This is a genomic window from Bacteroides sp. HF-4919, assembly GCF_018860125.1.
The window spans coordinates 182,895-202,160 of sequence record NZ_JAHKNF010000011.1 but is presented as its reverse complement, the minus strand read 5'-3'; the positions used below and the strand labels follow the sequence as shown (position 1 = coordinate 202,160).

The 19,266-nt window shown below is 45.5% G+C and carries 17 protein-coding genes; 7 read left to right on the top strand and 10 right to left on the bottom strand.

What is annotated here, in order from left to right:
* Nucleotides 1-33: 33 nt before the first annotated feature.
* From tpiA to folE, 3 genes are all read left to right on the top strand, one after another.
* A complete protein-coding gene (tpiA, locus tag KO473_RS18775; RefSeq protein WP_005781610.1) occupies nt 34-789 on the top strand; it encodes a triose-phosphate isomerase in 756 nt (251 codons plus the stop codon).
* A 92-nt stretch (nt 790-881) separates the two neighbouring features.
* Nucleotides 882-1,331, top strand: a complete 450-nt coding sequence (locus tag KO473_RS18770) for an SPOR domain-containing protein (protein WP_005781608.1) — start codon at nt 882-884, stop codon at nt 1,329-1,331.
* 2 nt (nt 1,332-1,333) lie between these two features.
* Nucleotides 1,334-1,918 carry a GTP cyclohydrolase I FolE gene (gene folE / locus KO473_RS18765; RefSeq protein ID WP_005821937.1) on the top strand — a complete coding sequence of 195 codons (585 nt, stop codon included), beginning with the start codon at nt 1,334-1,336 and terminating at the stop codon, nt 1,916-1,918.
* 14 nt (nt 1,919-1,932) lie between these two features.
* On the opposite strand, the gene dnaG is transcribed toward folE, so the two are convergent.
* The 8 genes from dnaG to recJ form a co-directional block, all read right to left on the bottom strand.
* Nucleotides 1,933-3,936 carry a DNA primase gene (gene dnaG / locus KO473_RS18760; protein ID WP_122130975.1) on the bottom strand — a complete coding sequence of 668 codons (2,004 nt, stop codon included), beginning with the start codon at nt 3,934-3,936 and terminating at the stop codon, nt 1,933-1,935.
* Between the two features lie 742 nt (nt 3,937-4,678).
* Nucleotides 4,679-5,452: a prephenate dehydrogenase/arogenate dehydrogenase family protein gene (locus KO473_RS18755; protein WP_005781592.1), complete on the bottom strand. Its 774-nt coding sequence runs from the start codon at nt 5,450-5,452 to the stop codon at nt 4,679-4,681.
* Between the two features lie 15 nt (nt 5,453-5,467).
* A complete protein-coding gene (locus KO473_RS18750) occupies nt 5,468-6,529 on the bottom strand; it encodes a bifunctional 3-deoxy-7-phosphoheptulonate synthase/chorismate mutase type II (RefSeq protein WP_005808636.1) in 1,062 nt (353 codons plus the stop codon).
* Nucleotides 6,530-6,551: 22 nt separating this feature from the next.
* Complete coding sequence (locus tag KO473_RS18745; protein WP_005808632.1) at nt 6,552-7,736, bottom strand: pyridoxal phosphate-dependent aminotransferase; 1,185 nt, start codon at nt 7,734-7,736, stop codon at nt 6,552-6,554.
* Complete coding sequence (locus KO473_RS18740; protein ID WP_005781586.1) at nt 7,711-8,556, bottom strand: prephenate dehydratase; 846 nt, start codon at nt 8,554-8,556, stop codon at nt 7,711-7,713. Before KO473_RS18740 ends, KO473_RS18745 begins: the two co-directional genes overlap by 26 nt.
* 314 nt (nt 8,557-8,870) lie before the next feature.
* Nucleotides 8,871-9,833 carry a lipopolysaccharide assembly protein LapB gene (locus KO473_RS18735; RefSeq protein WP_005781582.1) on the bottom strand — a complete coding sequence of 321 codons (963 nt, stop codon included), beginning with the start codon at nt 9,831-9,833 and terminating at the stop codon, nt 8,871-8,873.
* 62 nt (nt 9,834-9,895) lie between these two features.
* The gene (locus KO473_RS18730) at nt 9,896-11,800 is read right to left on the bottom strand and encodes an ATP-dependent DNA helicase RecQ (protein ID WP_122130970.1); all 1,905 of its coding nucleotides are present in this window, start codon (nt 11,798-11,800) and stop codon (nt 9,896-9,898) included.
* Nucleotides 11,797-13,515 (bottom strand): single-stranded-DNA-specific exonuclease RecJ, encoded by a 1,719-nt coding sequence (recJ, locus tag KO473_RS18725; RefSeq protein ID WP_005808615.1) that lies wholly within the window; start codon nt 13,513-13,515, stop codon nt 11,797-11,799. The genes KO473_RS18730 and recJ overlap by 4 nt, the downstream gene beginning before the upstream one ends.
* A gap of 425 nt (nt 13,516-13,940) precedes the next feature.
* Here recJ and KO473_RS18720 point away from each other — a divergent pair, with 425 nt between their 5' ends.
* The 3 genes from KO473_RS18720 (at nt 13,941) to KO473_RS18710 (ending at nt 15,949) form a co-directional block, all read left to right on the top strand.
* Nucleotides 13,941-14,108 (top strand): hypothetical protein, encoded by a 168-nt coding sequence (locus KO473_RS18720; RefSeq protein WP_234060266.1) that lies wholly within the window; start codon nt 13,941-13,943, stop codon nt 14,106-14,108.
* Nucleotides 14,109-14,188: 80 nt separating this feature from the next.
* Entirely contained in the window at nt 14,189-15,265 is a 1,077-nt protein-coding gene (locus tag KO473_RS18715) for a YhcG family protein (protein ID WP_122130977.1), read from the top strand.
* Between the two features lie 111 nt (nt 15,266-15,376).
* The gene (locus KO473_RS18710) at nt 15,377-15,949 is read left to right on the top strand and encodes a DNA-3-methyladenine glycosylase I (protein ID WP_032541847.1); all 573 of its coding nucleotides are present in this window, start codon (nt 15,377-15,379) and stop codon (nt 15,947-15,949) included.
* A gap of 328 nt (nt 15,950-16,277) precedes the next feature.
* Here KO473_RS18710 and KO473_RS18705 read toward each other — a convergent pair whose 3' ends face one another.
* Together KO473_RS18705 and KO473_RS18700 are read right to left on the bottom strand one after the other, a co-directional pair.
* Nucleotides 16,278-17,111 carry a DUF4373 domain-containing protein gene (locus KO473_RS18705; protein WP_005821928.1) on the bottom strand — a complete coding sequence of 278 codons (834 nt, stop codon included), beginning with the start codon at nt 17,109-17,111 and terminating at the stop codon, nt 16,278-16,280.
* 138 nt (nt 17,112-17,249) lie between these two features.
* On the bottom strand, nt 17,250-17,597 hold the full coding sequence (locus KO473_RS18700) for an SH3 beta-barrel fold-containing protein (RefSeq protein WP_005821926.1): 348 nt from the start codon (nt 17,595-17,597) through the stop codon (nt 17,250-17,252).
* A 1,084-nt stretch (nt 17,598-18,681) separates the two neighbouring features.
* Here KO473_RS18700 and updY point away from each other — a divergent pair.
* On the top strand, nt 18,682-19,221 hold the full coding sequence (gene updY / locus KO473_RS18695) for a capsular polysaccharide transcription antiterminator UpdY (protein WP_005808609.1): 540 nt from the start codon (nt 18,682-18,684) through the stop codon (nt 19,219-19,221).
* Nucleotides 19,222-19,266 lie beyond the last annotated feature (45 nt).

Here is a 19,266-nt window from a genome sequence, read left to right as displayed (position 1 = left end):
GTAAATTTATTAACCCTTTTAATAAAAAACAAAATGAGAAAAAACATTGTTGCAGGAAACTGGAAAATGAACAAAACCCTCCAGGAGGGTATTGCTCTTGCAAAAGAACTGAATGAAGCATTGGCTAACGAAAAGCCTAACTGTGATGTTATCATCTGTACTCCGTTTATCCACCTTGCTTCTGTAACTCCTCTTGTAGATGCTGCCAAGATTGGTGTTGGTGCTGAAAACTGCGCTGATAAAGAATCAGGTGCTTACACAGGTGAAGTTTCAGCCGCTATGGTTGCTTCTACAGGTGCTAAATATGTCATCCTGGGTCACTCAGAACGTCGTGCTTACTACGGTGAAACAGTTGAAATCCTGAAAGACAAAGTGAAATTGGCTTTGGCTAACGGTTTGACTCCTATTTTCTGTATCGGTGAAGTTCTGGAAGAACGCGAAGCTAACAAACAGAACGAAGTGGTTGCTGCTCAGTTAGAATCTGTATTCGATCTTTCTGCAGAAGACTTTGCTAAGATCGTTTTGGCTTACGAACCGGTTTGGGCTATCGGTACAGGTAAAACTGCTACCCCTGACCAGGCACAGGAAATCCATGCATTTATCCGTTCTGCTGTAGCCGGAAAATATGGAAAAGAAATTGCCGACAACACTTCTATCCTTTACGGTGGTAGCTGTAAACCTTCTAATGCAAAAGAACTGTTTGCCAACCCGGATGTTGACGGTGGCTTGATCGGTGGTGCTGCTTTGAAGGTTGCCGATTTCAAAGGTATCATTGATGCATTCAATTAATTAAAAGATTAAGAACTGGAAGTTGGGAATGTTGGTTATACCAATCAATCCATTCTCAATTTTCAGTTCTCCATTCCTCAATTGACAAGCTTATGAAGAAATTGAGCTTACTGTTTTTATTATTGGTTCTTGCGGCAGGCGTACAGGCTCAAAGCGATATTGTGAAGAGTCTGGAACGTAACGTGCCGGGGCAAGGGAAAGTGACCATTCATCAAGATCCACGCATTGCAGCTTTATTGGGTAGTGTTCCTCCCAGTACCGGTGAACAGAAGATACTCAAGTCTTCCGGATACCGGATACAGACTTATGCCGGCAATAATACTCGCCAGGCCAAGAACGAGGCGCATAACGTAGGCTCCCGGGTTAAGGAGTATTTTCCGGAACTTTCCGTTTATACCTCTTTCAATCCTCCACGCTGGTTGTGCAGGGTAGGCGATTTTCGTAGTATCGAAGAAGCTGATGCCATGATGCGCAAGCTGAAAGCAACCGGTGTGTTTAAGGAAGTCTCTATTGTTAAAGATCAAATCAATATCCCTCTGTAATTATGTTAGAAAAAGAAGAAATCAACTCTCCGGCTTTGGAGGATTTAAAGAAGCATTATCGCAGTATTATCACTCTTTTAGGTGAGGATGCCGAACGGGAAGGTTTACTGAAGACCCCCGAACGTGTTGCTAAAGCTATGTTGACTCTGACCAAAGGTTATCACATGGATCCGCATGAAGTGCTTCGTTCGGCTAAGTTTCAGGAAGAATACAGCCAGATGGTGATTGTGAAAGATATCGATTTCTTCTCTCTTTGCGAACATCACATGCTGCCTTTCTACGGCAAAGCGCATGTGGCTTATATTCCTAACGGTTATATCACCGGACTTAGCAAGATAGCCCGGGTGGTAGATATTTTCTCTCACCGGTTGCAAGTGCAGGAGCGCATGACGCTCCAGATTAAAGAGTGCATCCAGGAAACCCTCAATCCATTGGGAGTGATGGTTGTCGTTGAAGCCAAACACATGTGTATGCAGATGCGTGGTGTTGAGAAACAAAATTCTGTAACTACTACTTCCGATTTTACAGGTGCTTTCAACCAGGCTAAAACCCGCGAAGAGTTTATGAATCTGATTCGTCAGAGATAATAAATTCCGATGGGTCAGCGCAACACCACCCGGTCGCCCAGGCGTTTGGCCATCAGGTTCTGTATTTCCTTCATCTCCTTATACCGTTGCATGACGGCGTCACATTGAGCGTTGTCATTGGCTATCGCAGGATCTTGCAGCGCATACATGATGTGCTTCAGTTCTTCTGCCACGATGGCATTCTTGAAGTTGATCATCAGCATCGGAACCATTTCGTACAAACGCTCTTCGTCCGTTACCAGCTTTTGTGTTTTCGAGTGATATTTACTCAGTTGATACCGGTCGCTTGCCAGTTCGGTGGCTATTGTGCTGATAGCCGGATCGGGGTGCGCCACAAAGAAACGTTCGGAGGCGAACTCCTGTTCGCGGATATGTTCGGCGGCTTCCGAGAGGATACGGCGGTGCAGCGGGTTATGGAAAGCCAGTTCGTCTTCTTTCAGGTCGTTGATGACATACTCCACCACTGTGACCGGTACTTCGTTCCCCTCTTCATCCGTCATGTTGCACATCACCCTTTCTCCGTAGCGGATGATCATCTGGATGATAAGGCGTTCGTATTTGTAGAACTCCTGTCCCTCTTTGCCCTCCTGGGGGATAAACGACTGGTAGGTATCGATTTCTGCCTCTTCCGGCGGAAATGGAGGAGGTATCTCGCCTGCTTCCGGTACCGGAGCATGGTTGGCGACGGTCGGTTTATTCCCTTTCTCGGCCTGAAGTTCACGGCGCTTGGCCACTTCCGAAACCAACAGTTTGTCTTCTATCCGCAATAACTGTCCGCACTCTTTGATATAAACATCCCTGACGATGGCTTCCGGAATGACCGCGATGCTGCGTACGATGTCGTTTATCAGTTCCGCCCGTTTCATCGGATCTTTGCCCGCATCCTCCATCAGGAGTTGTGCCTTGAAACGTATAAAGTCCGTTTCGTGTTCCTGTATAAAGTTCTGGAACTCCGTGGCGTTGTGTTTCCTTGCAAAAGAGTCCGGGTCGTCGCCATCGGGCAAGAGGCATACTTTGATGTTCATTCCCTCTTCGAGCAACATGTCTATACCTCGGATCGACGCTTTGATTCCCGCCATGTCGCCGTCATAGAGCACGGTGATATTGTTGGTGAAACGGTGAATCAGCCGGATCTGTCCCGGTGTCAGGGACGTACCGGAAGAGGCCACTACGTTTTCCACCCCCGATTGGTGCATCGAGATCACGTCCGTATATCCTTCCACAAGGAAGCAGCGGTCCTGCTTTACGATGGCCTGTTTGGCAAAGTAGATGCCGTAAAGTTCGTTGCTTTTATGATAAATTTCCGACTCCGGAGAGTTGACATACTTGGCGAGTTTCTTGTTTTCCGTACTGAGCACACGCCCGCCGAACGCAACCACTTTGCCCGAAAGCGTGTGGACCGGGAACATGACACGTCCCCAGAAGCGGTCACGCAGTTTATGGTCGTCCGTCTCATAGCAAAGCCCCGTCTTTACGAGAAACTCTTTTTTGAAGCCTTTGCGCATCGCCTCCTGTGCCAGAGCGTCACGCCCTTCGGTGCTGAACCCCAGTTGGAATTTGTCGATAATATCATCGCGGAAGCCTCGCTGGCGGAAGTAAGCCAGTCCGATGCTGCGTCCGTCTACATGGTTTTTCAGGATATTCTGAAAGTAGTCGCGGGCGAAGTTGTTGACAATGAACATACTTTCGCGGTTGCTTTGCACCTCTTTCTCTTCATTGGTCAGCTCCCGTTCCTTGATTTCTATATTATATTTCTTGGCCAGATAGCGGAGTGCTTCGGGGTAGGACATCTGTTCGTGCTCCATGATAAAGTGCACCGCGTTGCCGCCCTTACCGCAACTGAAGCATTTGCAAAGTCCCTTTGAGGGAGACACGCTGAACGAGGGTGTTTTCTCGTTATGGAAAGGGCAAAGTCCCACGTAGTTCACACCGCGTTTGCGCAGCGTGACGAAATCCGAAACCACTTCTACGATTTGTGCGGCATCGAGTATACGGTCTATGGTTGCCTGGTCTATCATTGTTTTATCTCCTTGCGGATGCAAATGTACGTGATATTTCTTGGATAATCAAATGGCTTTTCAGTGGATTCGGCAAGCCGTGCCGATTTATCGGATATTTGCTTTATGTCGCAAATACGGATTGTTTTGCATTAAAAAGTCAGCCAATAAGGCTTTTGTCTGGCGGATACCCGATTGTTTTTGATCCAACGGGAGGAAGAAAAAGGAAATCGGCGGGCTTTTTCGGTTGGAGAGCCGGGCTTTTGAGTGGGCAGAGCCTTTGTCCGGGGTGAAAAGAGCCTTTGTTTTCCGAAAAAGACGGTTGCATTTCCACCGAAAGACGTAAGCATTTTCCAAAAATGATTACTTCTTTTTCAAATATCTCTATATGTTTTTCATAATTACATATATTGTTCCGTTTAAGATCCTGGTTTTCCCTGTTTTTCTCTCTGGTTGCTTGCCCGTCCCGGAACTTCCTTTTCTGCCAGAAAGGTACTCTCGTCACTCCTGAGTGGATAATATGATACAGGAAGAGCTCTTTTCTGCTCAATATGCTTCTTATATCGATAAATGCGATCAATCGGATCGGAGGAAAAATGAATTAGAGCCGTTTTTTCCTTCTTGCCTTTCCCTCGGGACTAAAGAATGAAAACTGAGCGTTTCTTATTATCATTTTGACATTTTGCTCATCCCGCAAATAATAAAAGAAAGGAGAGGGGTGTCTGTGGTGAATGACACCCCCTCATACTTATGATAAAGATTCTTATTTAATCTTTTCCCGTATCTTCGTCAGATACTTTTTCATTCCTTCCGCATCTTTACTCGTGATAATTTCAAGCAACTGTTTCAGCTCTGTGCGGATGTTCTCTACCTGTGACGGCGTGCGCGGATTGAACAGGATTTCCTGCAATAAGTAATCATCTTCGCTCAAAAGCCCTTTTGCAATAGCCATGTGCTTCTTGAATGTGGTTCCCGGTGCCTCTTGGTGTTTCATGACAGCTGCGAAAACAAACGTCGAAACAAACGGGATGGACAAGGAGTAAGCCACTGTTTCATCATGCTCGTCGAAGGTATACTCAAAAATATTCAGGTTCAGGCTATTGTATAAGTCTTTAAAGAATACTTTCCCCAAATGATCGCTCTCACTGATGATGATGGCACTTTCGCTGCTCAGATTGCTCAGACTGGCAAAAGTAGGGCCAAACATCGGGTGAGTGGAGACATAACGGAATCCGCTTTCTTCGTAGAACTTCTTCAGTCCGGTTTTCACCGAAGCGATATCACTCAGGATACAGTCTTTGGGCAAAACAGGCAGAATTTTGCGGAAAGCGTCCAGCGTATACTTCACTGTGGCAGCATTGATCACCAGTTCCGGTTCGAACTCCTTGATCTCCTCCAATGTTGTGAAGCGATACGTGTTGTACACGAACCGAAGCTGATGCGGGTTGACGTCGAACACGGCCGTCTCGTGCTGGAAACTTAGTATGTCAGTAAAGAAGGAGCCCATCTTGCCGGCTCCCAAAATTAGAATTCGCATAATATGAATGATTTGCTATTTATTGATAATCTCCATCTGTTGACGAACCGATTCTTCGTGGATGGCTTCGAAGATCACTTTCACAAACTCTGCACTCATGCCGCACTGTTCGCCCTGAGCACCGCGTTTCTCAAGAATCTCGTTATAACGTCCGGTCTGAAGCACTGTGATGTCGTGTTCTTTCTTATAAGTACCGATCTCACGTGCTACGCGCATGCGTTTTGACAGTTCCTGAATGATGTTATCATCGCATTCGTCAATCTGTTTACGCAGTACGTTCAGGTTCTCCGTTGTCTGCGTCTCTTTACGGATGACGAGCAGGTTGAGGATGTAGTCCAGTACGTCCGGAGTCACTTGTTGTGAAGCGTCGCTCCATGCACAGTCCGGGTTACAGTGACTTTCCACTATCAGTCCGTCGAAGTTCAGGTCCATGGCCTGCTGACAGAGAGGAGCTACCAGTTCGCGCTTTCCTCCGATGTGGCTCGGGTCGCAGAAGATAGGCAGTTCGGGGATGCGGCGGCGCAACTCGATAGGAATGTGCCATTGCGGCAGGTTGCGGTACAGCTTCTTGTCGTAGCTGCTGAAGCCGCGATGAATGGCTCCCAGACGTTTCAGTCCGGCGTTGTTGATACGTTCCAGAGCACCGATCCATAATTCCAGATCCGGATTTACCGGGTTCTTCACCAGCACAGGGATGTCTACACCTTTCAGTGCGTCTGCTATTTCCTGTACGGCAAACGGATTGGCGGTGGTACGGGCACCTACCCACAACACGTCGATGCCCGCTTTCAAGCATTCGTATACGTGCTTGGCTGTAGCCACTTCGGTAGATACGTACATGCCGGTCTCTTTCTTCACCTCTTTCAGCCAGGCGAGGCCTTCTACGCCGATACCTTCGAAACCTCCCGGTTTGGTGCGCGGTTTCCAGATTCCCGCACGGAAGATTTTTACTCCTTTGGCTGCCAGTTGTGTGGCGGTTGACATTACTTGCTCTTCTGTTTCGGCACTGCAAGGGCCGGCTATCACCATCGGGCGTTTATCTTCTACGCCCGGCAATAAGATTGATTCGAGTTCCATATCGATCTAATTCGTTTAGTTGTTATTTCATTATTGATTTGATTCTTTCCAGCGCTTCTGCCAGCTTGGCGTCTTTGCAGCAGAGAGAGATGCGGATGTATCTCGCTCCGTTGCTTCCGAAAATAAATCCCGGAGTGATGAAGACGCGTGCCTCCTGCAGCACTTTCTCTGTCAGTTCTTCTACATCGGCGCAACTTGCGGGGATTTTTCCCCAGAGAAACATGCCCACTTGCTTTTCGTCGTACGTACATCCTAACGTTTTCATAATCTCTCCGGCCAGGTGGCGGCGGTTCCGGTAGTTGACATTGTTGCCTTCGTACCATTCTGCATCCGCTTCGAGTGCTTTGGCAGCTGCCAGTTGCATGGCACGGAACATTCCGCTGTCGATGTTGCTTTTCACCTTCAGAATCCATTGTACAAACTCTGCGTTCGAAGCTAACATACCGATACGCCATCCCGGCATATTGTGACTTTTACTCATGGAGTTGAATTCGATACAGCATTCTTTGGCGCCCGGAACACTCAGGATACTGATCGGCTTATCGTTCAGGATAAAGCTGTATGGATTGTCGTTCACAATCACGATATTCTTGCGGAGGGCAAACTCCACCAGGCGTTCGTAAAGTTCCGGTGTGGCATTGGCACCGGTCGGCATATTCGGATAGTTGGTCCACATCAGTTTCACGCGGCTCAGATCCATCTTTTCCAGTTCATCGAAGTCCGGCATCCATCCGTCCTCTTCTTTGAGGTTATAGTTCACCACCTCGGCACCCAGTATTTTGCTTAACGAAGTGTAGGTGGGATATCCCGGATTGGGTACCAGTACCTGTTCTCCCGGATTGACAAAAGCGAGTGTCACGTGCAAGATGCCCTCTTTCGATCCGATCAGCGGCTGAATTTCTGTTGCCGGATTCAGTTCCACTCCATACCAGCGTTTATACCAGTCGGCAAAACCCTTGCGAAGTTCCGGTATGCCCACATACGGTTGATAACCGTGTCCGTTCGGGTCGTGAGCATTGTTACACAGCGTTTCGATGGTCTGCTCCGAAGGGGGCATGTCCGGGCTTCCGATTCCCAGGCTGATTACGTCTTTACCTTCTGCGTTCATCCGTGCCACTTCTTTCAGTTTCTTCGAAAAGTAGTATTCGCTTACACCGCCCAGTCTGTCGGCCGGCGCTACTTTATACGTTTGATTTTCCTTCTGCATATTCGCCTAATATTTTAAGTTCTTTCGTCAATGGAGTGATTGCTGTAATCGATTGTTTGTATCTCAGATAATCGTTGAAAGCCACATCTACGTAGAACTGGTATTCCCATTCCCGTCCGATGATAGGGAGCGATTGTATTTTTGTTAAGTTGATATTGTAAAAAGATAAGATAGACAGAACCTGTGAGAGGCTTCCTTCGGAGTGGGGGAGAGTGAAAACGATGTTTGCTTTGTTGAGAACGGTGTTTTGTTTTCGTATCTCGTCCACCTGCCATGGATCTGCCACTACCAGAAAACGGGTGAAATTATGTTTGTTCGTTTCTATGCCTTCTTGTAGTACTTTCATTCCGTACCGTTCGGCGGCGGCATGTGAGCAGATGGCGGCATGTCCTTTCAGGTTTTCCCGTTTGATGATTTCAGCACTCAAGGCCGTATCTTCAGCTTCTACCACTTTGATACGCGGGTGTTGGTTCAGGAATTCCCGGCATTGCATCAGGGCGATCGGGTGTGAGTTCACTTCGGTGATGTCATTCCAGTCCTCTTCGGGCAGGCAAACGAAGCTGTGCGAAATGCGTAATTTGTATTCGCCGATAATCTGCGTGCCGCTTTGGCGCAACAGTTCGTTGTTGTGCAGCAGGCTTCCTGCAATCGTGTTTTCAATGGCCAGCATCCCGATTGTCTGACTATCTTTCCGGATGGCAGCAAACACATCTTCAAAGTTGGCGCAACAGATTAACTCTATTTCTTCCCCTTCGAAGTACTTGTGTGCGGCTATATCGTGATACGAGCCCAGTGTTCCTTGAATTGCTATTCTTTTCATTCCTAATTGAGGTATATGGTATAAAAAAATCCCGCGTCCATGTCGGAGCGGGATTCATATTATTAGTTTCTCTTAATCTCAGTTCTTAAGCACCCTGTCACTTGATACATACAAACTCCCGCTCTACTTTCTGGCTAAAGTAAAAGTAAAAAAAGAAGTAATATGTAAAAGTGAATACGTTCATAACGTTTTGCTTTATTTCTTTGTTTCAGGGGACAAAAGTAATACTTTTCTTTTAAATGCAAGCAAAAAGCCACTTTTTTTTCATGTTTTCTTGCTTTTGCAGTATTAAACCGTCCTATGCAGCGGGCGGATTACAATCCCAATACGTTTGGAGTAGTCTCTGCCTGCTGATTATTGAACTGTCCGTTCAGGTTCTCCCCCTCTTTCGGGTTCAGTTCCAGCGATTTCTTCATATCTTCTACTGAGCCTTCTTTGTCACCGTTCAGCAGTTTGGCACGTCCTCTTTCGTGGTAGGCCGCAGCAAAGTTCGGATTCAGGTCTATTGCTTCATCGAACAGTTCGATAGCCGCAGACAGTTTCTTCTGTGTAATGAACAATTGTCCCAGATATAGATAGGCCTGTTCGTTGAAAGGGTTCATTTCCGTCACACTGAGGTAATCGTTTTCGGCTTCTTCCTGCTTTCCGGTGGCTTCTTTTATTTTGCCACGTAACAGGAGGGCAGCTTCTTCGTCCGGATTCTGCGCAAGTATGGCTTCAATATCTTCCATAGCCTCTGCGAATTGCTGCATTTTGTACAGTGCTTCGGCACGAAGCAGCCGGGCTTCCGTGAAATCATCTTTCAGCACAATGGCCTTTGTCAGATGGGCAATGGTCATTATTCCGTTATCCAATCCATGATTGGCTTTACCTAACAGGTAGTGTGCCATTGCGTTACCCTCTTCCAATGCGATGGCCTTCTGGGCAGCATCGGCCATTTCCTGATAATTTTCTTGCATGAAGCACAGATTGGCCAGCGTCAGGTACGTGCTCGTCAGTTCCGGTTCCAATGCAATCATACGTTCCAGCAGTTCATGTGCTTTCACGAACTCTCCGGTCTGCATGTAAATCTGGCTCAGATAGTTCAGTGTTTCGAAATCCTCTTCGATGGCCAGGGCTTCGTTGAAGCATTTAATGGCATAGTCCGGGCGTCCCATACGTTGAGCACGCAGGCCGTCATATTTAAATATCTCAAAGTTCTTTTTGGCGTTTTTCTGTTTTTCCTCCTCAGGGTTTTCTGTTTTACCTGAGAAAAAAGATTTAAAGAAGTTTGGCATGATCGATGTTTTTTTAGTTTGGTTGCAAATGTAGTAATTTCATCACATACCCTTACTGCTTTTCAGGAAGTTTTTTCGGTGAGCAACCCGTTCTCTGAACTTAGCAAGCCCTCGTCCAGCATAAACCGTACCACTTCGCCCAACTGTTCTTTATCTGTATTTATGTGCGAAGCTATCTCTGCCGGAGTCATCGGGTGTTCTTTCAGCAGGGTCGTTATTTGTTCCTTTAATTCGTCGAAGCTGCTTTGTGGCACGTCCGGTTGTGTGCGGTGGCTGAGGCAGACATCACATTGTCCGCAGTTGTGTTCGTTCTTCTCTCCGAAGTAGCGGAGCAACATCCGGCTGCGGCAGACATTCTCTGAAGTAACATACTCCACCATGGCATGAATACGTTTTTTGTAGCGTTCTTTCCTTTCTTCGTATACCGCCCGGGGAATCTGCAGATAATGCAAATCTACCCGTTCGCGCGTATATATAATGTAAGGTGTCTTTTTATGCGGAATGTAGTCGACGATACGGCGCTTGCTCAGCATCACCAGCAAGTCGTAAATCTGCTGCCGGGTCAGTCCTGTGCGTACCGACAGCGTTTGTTCGCTGATGTAGGCGTAATCTGTAAAAACACCCGTGTAGGAGCGAAGGATCATCTGTATCAGTTTCTCCGCAGGCTCACCCATTTCGCGGAGTTTATATAACTCATCCCGGCGGATCGTGAAGATGATTCGTGAAGCATTGTCCTGTTCGTCGGTATATTCCAGGTATCCGGCCTGTGTGAGTATCTTCAGAGCACTGTCGGCAGGTACGGGGAAGTATTTGAATTTGCGGCAAAACTCTTCCAGACTGAAGTCATACATGCATCCCAGTCCGTCGCCCATCGCCATTTGATAGTGGTATTGCAGATGTTCGTACACATCTTTTATATAATCCTTATCCGGAAAGGTATCCGCAATACGTTTGTTGAGTGTCGTTTTATCCGATTTTGCGTAGAGTATGACTGCGTATGCTTTCTGACCGTCACGCCCTGCCCGTCCGGCTTCCTGGAAATAAGCTTCGGGGGAGTCGGGGAGGTCCAGATGGATCACGATGCGTACATCCGGTTTGTCAATACCCATACCAAACGCATTGGTGGCTACCATGACCCGGCTCTCACCGTTTTGCCATCGTTTCTGGCGGAGATCTTTGGTTGCATTGTCTAATCCTGCATGATAAAAGTCGGCAGTGATTCCTTCATTTACCAGTAGCTCGGTGGTCTCTTTGGTTTTCCGCCGACTGCGTACGTATACGATTGCACTGCCCTGTATCCGGTTCAGGATGTGAAGCAATTCTCCGTTTTTATTATCGGTGGAGCGGACAATGTATGCCAAGTTTTTCCGTTCGAAACTCATACGGAATACATTTTCCCGGCGGAAGTGGAGACGTTCCTGTATGTCTTTCACCACTTCGGGGGTGGCGGTAGCGGTCAGTGCCAAGACCGGAGCATCCGGTACGAGATCCCTGATATCTGCTATTTTCAGGTAGGCCGGACGAAAGTCATATCCCCATTGCGAGATGCAATGGCTTTCGTCCACGGTGATCATGCTGATTTTCATGGACCGGAGTTTGGCCCGGAAAATTTCCGTATCCAGCCGTTCGGGAGAGATATAGAGAAACTTATAGTCTCCGAAGATACAGTTCTCTAATGCCACTACAATCTCTTGCCGTGTCATTCCGGAATAGATGGCTACCGCTTTGATTCCGCGTTTTTTCAGGTTCTGCACCTGATCTTTCATTAAGGCGATCAGTGGAGTGATGACAATGCACAATCCCTCTTTGGCAAGGGCAGGAACCTGAAAGGTGATTGACTTTCCGCCTCCGGTGGGCATCAGTCCCAGTGTGTCTTTGCCATTGCCAATGCTGGTTATGATGTCCTCCTGCAAATCGCGGAAGGAATCATAGCCCCAGTATTGTTTTAAAATCTCTTGATAAGTCACTCTATCGGCATGATATCTTCAATCTGCAACTGCACTTCCCCTCGTTTGTGGGTGTTCTCCTCAATGGTGTAGCAGATATCAAATGAGCGTTTGGTTTTGATGTATCTTACGTGCGAACTTTGTCCGAAAGCGATTCCGTTCATCACGTTGTTCGATTTGTTATCTACCAGTTCCAGCTTGATATGTTCCTGATCGCGTCCGACCACTTTGCTTGTTCCATAGTCGTACACGTGGTGTGTGCAGAACACCGGTTTCTGATTATCGGGACCGAACGGGTTGAATCGCTTCAATTCATTAAAGAACTTCGGAGTGATGTCTTTAAAGTCTATTTCGGCATCGATGTCGATCACTGCACTGGTCTGTTCAGGCAGTATGTGTTCCGACACGAAACTTTCGAACCGTTCGGTGAATGCCTGTACATTTTCCACTTTCATCGAGAGTCCGGCAGCATAGGTATGCCCTCCGAAGTTTTCGAGTAAGTCGCGGCAATGCTCAATAGCTTTGTAAACATCGAAGCCGGATACCGAACGTGCCGAACCTGTCGCCATGTCATCTGTCCGCGTCAATACCACTGCCGGACGGTAGTAAATTTCTGTCAACCGTGAGGCTACGATTCCGATCACTCCTTTATGCCAGTCTTCATTGTAAAGCACTATCGAACGGCGATCCACTAATCCTTCCAGCTCGGCTACAATCTTATTGGCCTCTTCCGTCATGCTTTTATCCAGATCCTTCCGGGTTTCATTGTATTGGTTGATTTGTCCGGCTTTCTCAAGTGCTGCCGAGAAATCCTTCTCAATCAACAAGTCTACCGCTTCTTTTCCGTTCTGTATACGTCCGGAAGCGTTGATACGCGGACCTATTTTGAATACAATGTCGCTCACCGTAATTTCTTTCTCCGATAATCCGCATACATCGATAATCGCTTTCAGCCCTACGCTCGGATTGCTGTTCAGCTGTTTCAGTCCATGATAGGCTAAGATACGGTTTTCGCCCATGATCGGTACAATATCCGATGCAATGCTTACAGCGGTCAGGTCGAGCAACGGAATCAGATGATGAAACTCGATGCCGTTACTGATGGCAAAAGCCTGCATGAATTTGAACCCCACGCCACATCCCGAAAGATGGGTGTATGGGTATGTATTATCCAGTCGTTTGGCATTCAGAATGGCAACGGCCGGCGGCAATACATCGTCCGGTACATGATGGTCGCAGATGATGAAGTCAATTCCCTTCTCTTTGGCATACGTAATCTCCTCCACTGCTTTAATTCCGCAGTCCAGCACAATGATAAGCCCCACTCCTGTCTCTGCGGCATAGTCAACTCCTTTTTTGGAAATTCCGTATCCTTCGTTGTAACGGTCGGGGATGTAATAGTCAAGGTTCGAGTAGAACTGTTGAATGAACTTGTAGACCAGTGCCACAGCGGTGGTACCGTCCACATCGTAATCTCCATAAATCAGAATGCGCTCTTTCTTTCCCATTGCCATGTTCAGGCGTTCCACTGCTATGTCCATATCCTTCATCAGGAATGGATCATGCAAATCGGGCAATTGTGGACGGAAGAATTTCTTGGCATCCTGTGCCTTTGTAATTCCCCTTTGCACCAAAAGTTGTCCCAGGACCGGGCTGATACCCAGTTCCTGAGCCAGTGCCCGGCTTGTCTCTGCCTGTTCTTGTGTAATGGGTCGATAATTCCATTTGTGATTCATTTTATATATTGTTTTTTCTTTTTATCTGTTCTCAGATGCCGGAAGTGCATAACTTTCCAACAAGCTGTAAAAGTACGAAAAAAACCGGAAGTGAGGGGTATATACTGAAAAAAATAATTGCCATTGTCCGAGATACAAAATACTATTTGCGCACATTTTAGAAAGATATTATCGGGACTTCGAGGCTTTTATACCGATATGGGCGGGATGTCCGGGCATTCATACGCCTTGGAAACGAGAAGTGATGCAGGAAAGCGGTTGTTGCAAACCGTATCTGCCAAAAAAACTGCCTGACTCCTCACGCATCGAATTCTGGTTTGACGTATTTGTAATTTGTTGATTGTCAATAATAAAATTAGTACCCATGCCGCACTGGAATGGGTAGGGGGATTGTACCCCTAAATCAAAGCTTAAATGAAAAAGCCGTGGTCATTACCGACTTTACCGATGAAAACGGTATCGACCGGATGAAGGAGCAGATACAGGAGAAGTACAACCGTATCAAAGTCTACGGGCGTCATATTGCCGCCGACGAATTGCAACGTATCCAGAACGATCCTGCATTGGCACATCTCATTCAGCAGAAAGGATAATTTCATGCTGTATATAATAAGGAAAGGATTTAAAATTGTATCTTCGCCATATAATTTAATGGTAATCTATGGATTGTATCATGCAAAACAATATATTCGACTATGCCGCACTGCTTAGACAGGTCAAAGCAAGAGTGGCACTCGCCCAGAAAAAGGCTATCTATGCCGCCAATGGAGAAATGCTTTCTATGTATTGGGACATCGGCAAGTTATTGTCCGAAAGCCAAACACAAATCGGCTGGGGTAACAATGCGTTGGAGCAGTTGTCCGGTGATTTAAAGAACGATTATCCGAAGGTGAAAGGTTTCTCTGTGAGGAACTGCCAGTTTATGATACAATTCTACAATGAGTATAACCAGCAACTTACAAATACGAAACAGCCTGTTTCGTATTTGGATGATGTTCCTTTATGCCTTCCTGTCACGCATTTGAGTTGGTCGCACAACATCGTATTGATGCAAAAAGTAAAAGACCTCAAAGCACGTAACTGGTATATGATTCAAAGTCTGAAAAATGGTTGGGGGCGCAATTTTCTGATTGAAGCCATCAATCAGGATTACTACCATGCCCACGGGGCACTGGCTCATAACTTCGATACCACTCTCCCCGAAATTCAAGCCAAGCAAGTGAAAGAGACATTGAAAGACCCCTACATCTTCGATATGCTTACATTCACGGACGAGTATGACGAACGGGATGTGGAGTTGGGCTTGGTAAAACATATCGAGAAGTTCCTTGTCGAGATGGGAGCCGGGTTTGCCTTCATGGGCAGACAATACCACATAGAGGTGTCCGGCAATGACTTTTATATCGATATATTGATGTACAACGCATTTATGCACAGGTATTTAGTTGTGGAATTGAAGCGGGGAGAGTTCCAACCCGAATATATCGGTAAGTTGAACTTCTATTGTTCGGCGGTGGATGACATCCTTTGCCGGGCAGGAGACAACCAGACCATCGGGTTGCTCCTTTGCCAGAACAAGAACCGCATCATGGCGGAATACGCCCTGCGTGATGTGCATAAGCCGATAGGCATTTCCGATTATGAATTGGGGAAAGCGTTGCCCAAAGATATTAAGTCAGGGTTGCCTTCCATTGAAGAGTTGGAAAGCAAACTCAGTCGGGAGTTGGAGGATAACACGCAAAGTATATAATTCAAATTTCGCAGGTTCAACTTGCCAGTTTCAATTTGTAAATATCACAAATATGGTTTGTTTATTCCAGAGATTTCTGTAAGTTTGTATTGTACTATAACTATCATAATTATGCAAGATATAATAAACGGACGTTGCGGTTGGTGCGGAAGTGACGAACTGTATGTGAAGTACCATGATCAAGAGTGGGGGAAGTTGGTGACCGATGACAAGACGCTGTTTGAGTTTCTTGTGTTGGAGAGTGCTCAGGCCGGCTTGAGTTGGATAACCATCCTTAAGAAACGTGAGGGGTATCGCAAAGCCTTTTGCAATTTCGATGCTGAGTCGGTGGCACAAATGACCGATGAAGATGTTGAACGGTTGATGCACTTTGATGGCATTGTGAAAAACCGTCTGAAGATCAAATCGACCATCACAAATGCAAGGTCATTTCTCGCCGTACAAAAGGAGTTCGGTAGTTTTTATGACTATACTCTATCATTCTTTCCCGACAGAAAACCAATAGTCAACAGTTTTCAGTCATTAAGTGAGATTCCGGTATCATCTCCCGAATCTGATGCCATGAGCAAGGATATGAAAAAACGGGGATTTAAATTCTTCGGAACTACGATTTGTTACGCCCACTTGCAGGCCTCCGGATTTATTAATGATCATCTGGCGGATTGCATCTGCCGGAATAGGTAAATAACAATATAACTATGTACAGTGGGAGAGGATATCTTATGCCTTTTGCCCGTTAACATTGTTAATGCCATTTTCCGATGGTTTTGTTCTTGTCTGCAAATAACAAGTCTTTTGCATTTAAAGAATTTGTTATTTGCAGACGAAAAACGAACTTTAACTCTGTGTTAAAACAAAGCTTTTACTGACAGATATTTTGTATTTTGAATGTCTTGTTTTTCAGTTTGTTAAGTTCGATCCTCACTTCTTAGCCTTACTGAAGGTCTTTGCGGGCTATAATCGATATACTTGCTTTTTTGTCAACTATAAACAGAGATCTTGCACTATCCGTTTATTTCCTTTTTGCCTTATTCAGTGCCGCAATCAGATACCTTCCTTTCGCCCCAATGTCACTCCAGCAAGTGTTGGCAATCAGCCGCCACACCGTTGTTCCCTTTCTTCCATAGTCCGACAGCCTGAGAATGGCGTTTACTTCGCTCACTTCGTTTATTCCCAATCTTTTTAGTGTGTCCGTCAGTCCCGGATAATTGTGCGTCATCGTATTGAAAGCGTATCCCGGTATCGGGAGAGAAGCAGAATCCTCCTTCCTTTCTTCCTCCTTCCCCTTGGGGGGAGCTGAGGGGGGAAATTCTTTATTTTCCTCTGCTTTATTTTCTTTTACTTTACTTTGTCCGGAATTGCATGCATTTTTTGCGTTAACGGCTACATCATGTACTACATTTCCCGGATTAACGGTTACATTTTCACCTTCCGGCGCTTCATCTTCCTGCTGAGTCAAGTCTTTCACCAGCAGATAGGGTAATGCTTTTAGATCCCTTTTTCTTCGCTTTGTCGCCTCCATCCATACCTTCTGTATGTTTGCCGAAGTCAGTATTTCGTTTTCCAGATAACTGTTTCTGTCCAATATTCCTTTGATGAAGAGAATTTCGATGATCCCCTGTACCTCAGCTACCTGCACTTCCCTTCCCGCCTTGTTGGCAAAGATCAGGCACTGTTCTTCATCCCAACGGATGAAGTATCCCTCCTTGTATATTTTACAAAGCAGCTTCAGTACGATTGCCGCCCCCTTTATTCCGTATTTTGCCTCTATCACTTCCATTGCGTTCTCTTCCATGAAGTTTACGCCTACCGGGAAATAGTTGATTCCGTCGTATGCTATTGCCATTGTTTTTTTAGATTAGTTGTTTTTTATCTGTAATACTTTTATCACAAATTACCCCGGATTCCCAAAGATGTTTTCATTTGATTCCTCAAAATAGAAATAATTCATCTGTGAAAATCCGTGTAATCTGTGGTGTCCGATCTATACTGTCGGTCTCCATTCCATAAAGTTCTCCACCTGGAATGTTGTCCATCGCTGTTCGTCCACATTCCAGTAGACTACGGCACCTTCCACAGCCATCGGATCGTACTTTTTGCGGAACTCCGTCTCGTAGTGGATCAGTGTTGTCTTTACCATCCGGAAACTCCCGTCCTGTTTTCGGTAAGCTACCGTCGCATGCCCGTATAGCATATGATCTAATAACGCTTCCAATCGTTCCGCCATCCATTCTGCACAGGACTCTGTGTATCCTTTTTCGAAGATGATGCGTCTTTTCCATTTCAGTCTCAGTGATTCGCTTTGTGAGGCGTGTCTTTTTCTCTTTTTCATATTCCTATGATTTAAAAGGTTAATAAATAGATTGTTGCCTCAAAGATAAGTCGGTCCGGACGTACTCCGGTTCAATAAAATTCATTGTACGTATTTCGGCGGTTGATCTTCGGTTTCGTATTTTCCTTTTCTACCTCTTTCCACAGGTTATTTATATAAGTCTTGATTGTGCTATAATCCAGTGGTTTAAATACTCCGTCTCTGAGTTTTCCGAAGAGCTCTTTTACATAAATGTAGCGTGTTAGTGAAGCCTGACATGTATTGATGTTTTGTAGCTTTGCATCTATGATATAGGATCTTATCAACGCTTTTATGATCCCTTCATTGTTGGAGATAATCCCTTGTATCGGTACTCCCTTTTTTCTTCCTCTTGTTTCTATAACTGTTTTTGTTATAGTTGATTGTGTTTTCTTATTGGCGTTTTTTTACACTTTTGTTCATGACTTGAGATAATACCTTTTCTTTCTTCATTGGATGATTTATTTAGTTAATATTTAAATGAAGTTAATATGTTGCAAAGGTAGAAAGGAATCTGTCAGTGAACAAGTAAATGTGAAATTAAAGGGGAAATGAATACTCTTCTATAATTTAATTATTTGATATACAATGTCGTATTGGCTAAAAAGATAAGTGTTTCAATAAACGTTCGTTTAATTGAACGCAAAGATAGAGGGTATTTTTAGAACTACAAAATGTTTAATAAAAAAAATGATTTTGCTCTTTTGATTGTTGTCTTAATATGCTAAACAATAGGTGTTTATGAATTAATAAAAAGCTATTTATTATCTGTCTGATTTTGTTTTCTGCCCTCTTCTGATTTATATACAAAAATCATGTGTTTTTAAACGAACGTCTATTGAAACATTTCTGCTTCATAATACGCTTGTTTACAAAATCTAAGATCAAAAATTCCCTGCTTCTTTATGAAGATGGTCTTTTTTGCTCTGAATTCCTTTTCAAACCGTCTCTCCTGCGATAGGGGAGTACCTGATGAAATGATATACGCTGCGAGGCAAATAATAGAATTAGCAAACTTGACCGGAAGGTATTTCACTACCCCGGTGTCCCCCAATCATATCCTTTCGTGAACAACAGCATTGATAAATCCTGGTACGCCCTTCGTATCACCTATAGCCGTGAGCTTGCTTTTAAGGAATACCTGGACTCCCGTGGAGTGAAGAATTTTCTTCCCATGCGCTACGAATACGTATTCCGTGGTGAGCGTAAGATCCGCAAACTGGTTCCTGTTGTTCACAACCTGGTTTTTGTTTATGCCACCCGCAGTGAAGTTGACGAAATGAAATCCACTGTCGGGGCTTCTCTTCCCATTCGTTATATCATGGACCGTGAGACCCGTCAGCCCATTACCATTCCTGAAGTCCAGATGCGTAGTTTTATTGCTGTTGCCGGTAATTACGATGAACAGGTTGTTTATCTGGACCCTTCCGCCGTTTCCATGAAGAAGGGAGACCGTGTCCGTGTCACCGGTGGCATCTTTGAGGGTGTCGAGGGTGAGTTTGTCCGTATCAAAGGTGACCGCCGCGTGGTGGTTTCCATCCAGGGGGTTATGGCGGTTGCTACTGCTTTCATTCATCCTTCTTTAATCGAGCTAATAAAGAATTAAAAACTCAGTGAACTCTGTGCCCTCTGTGGTGCATATTCCAATACG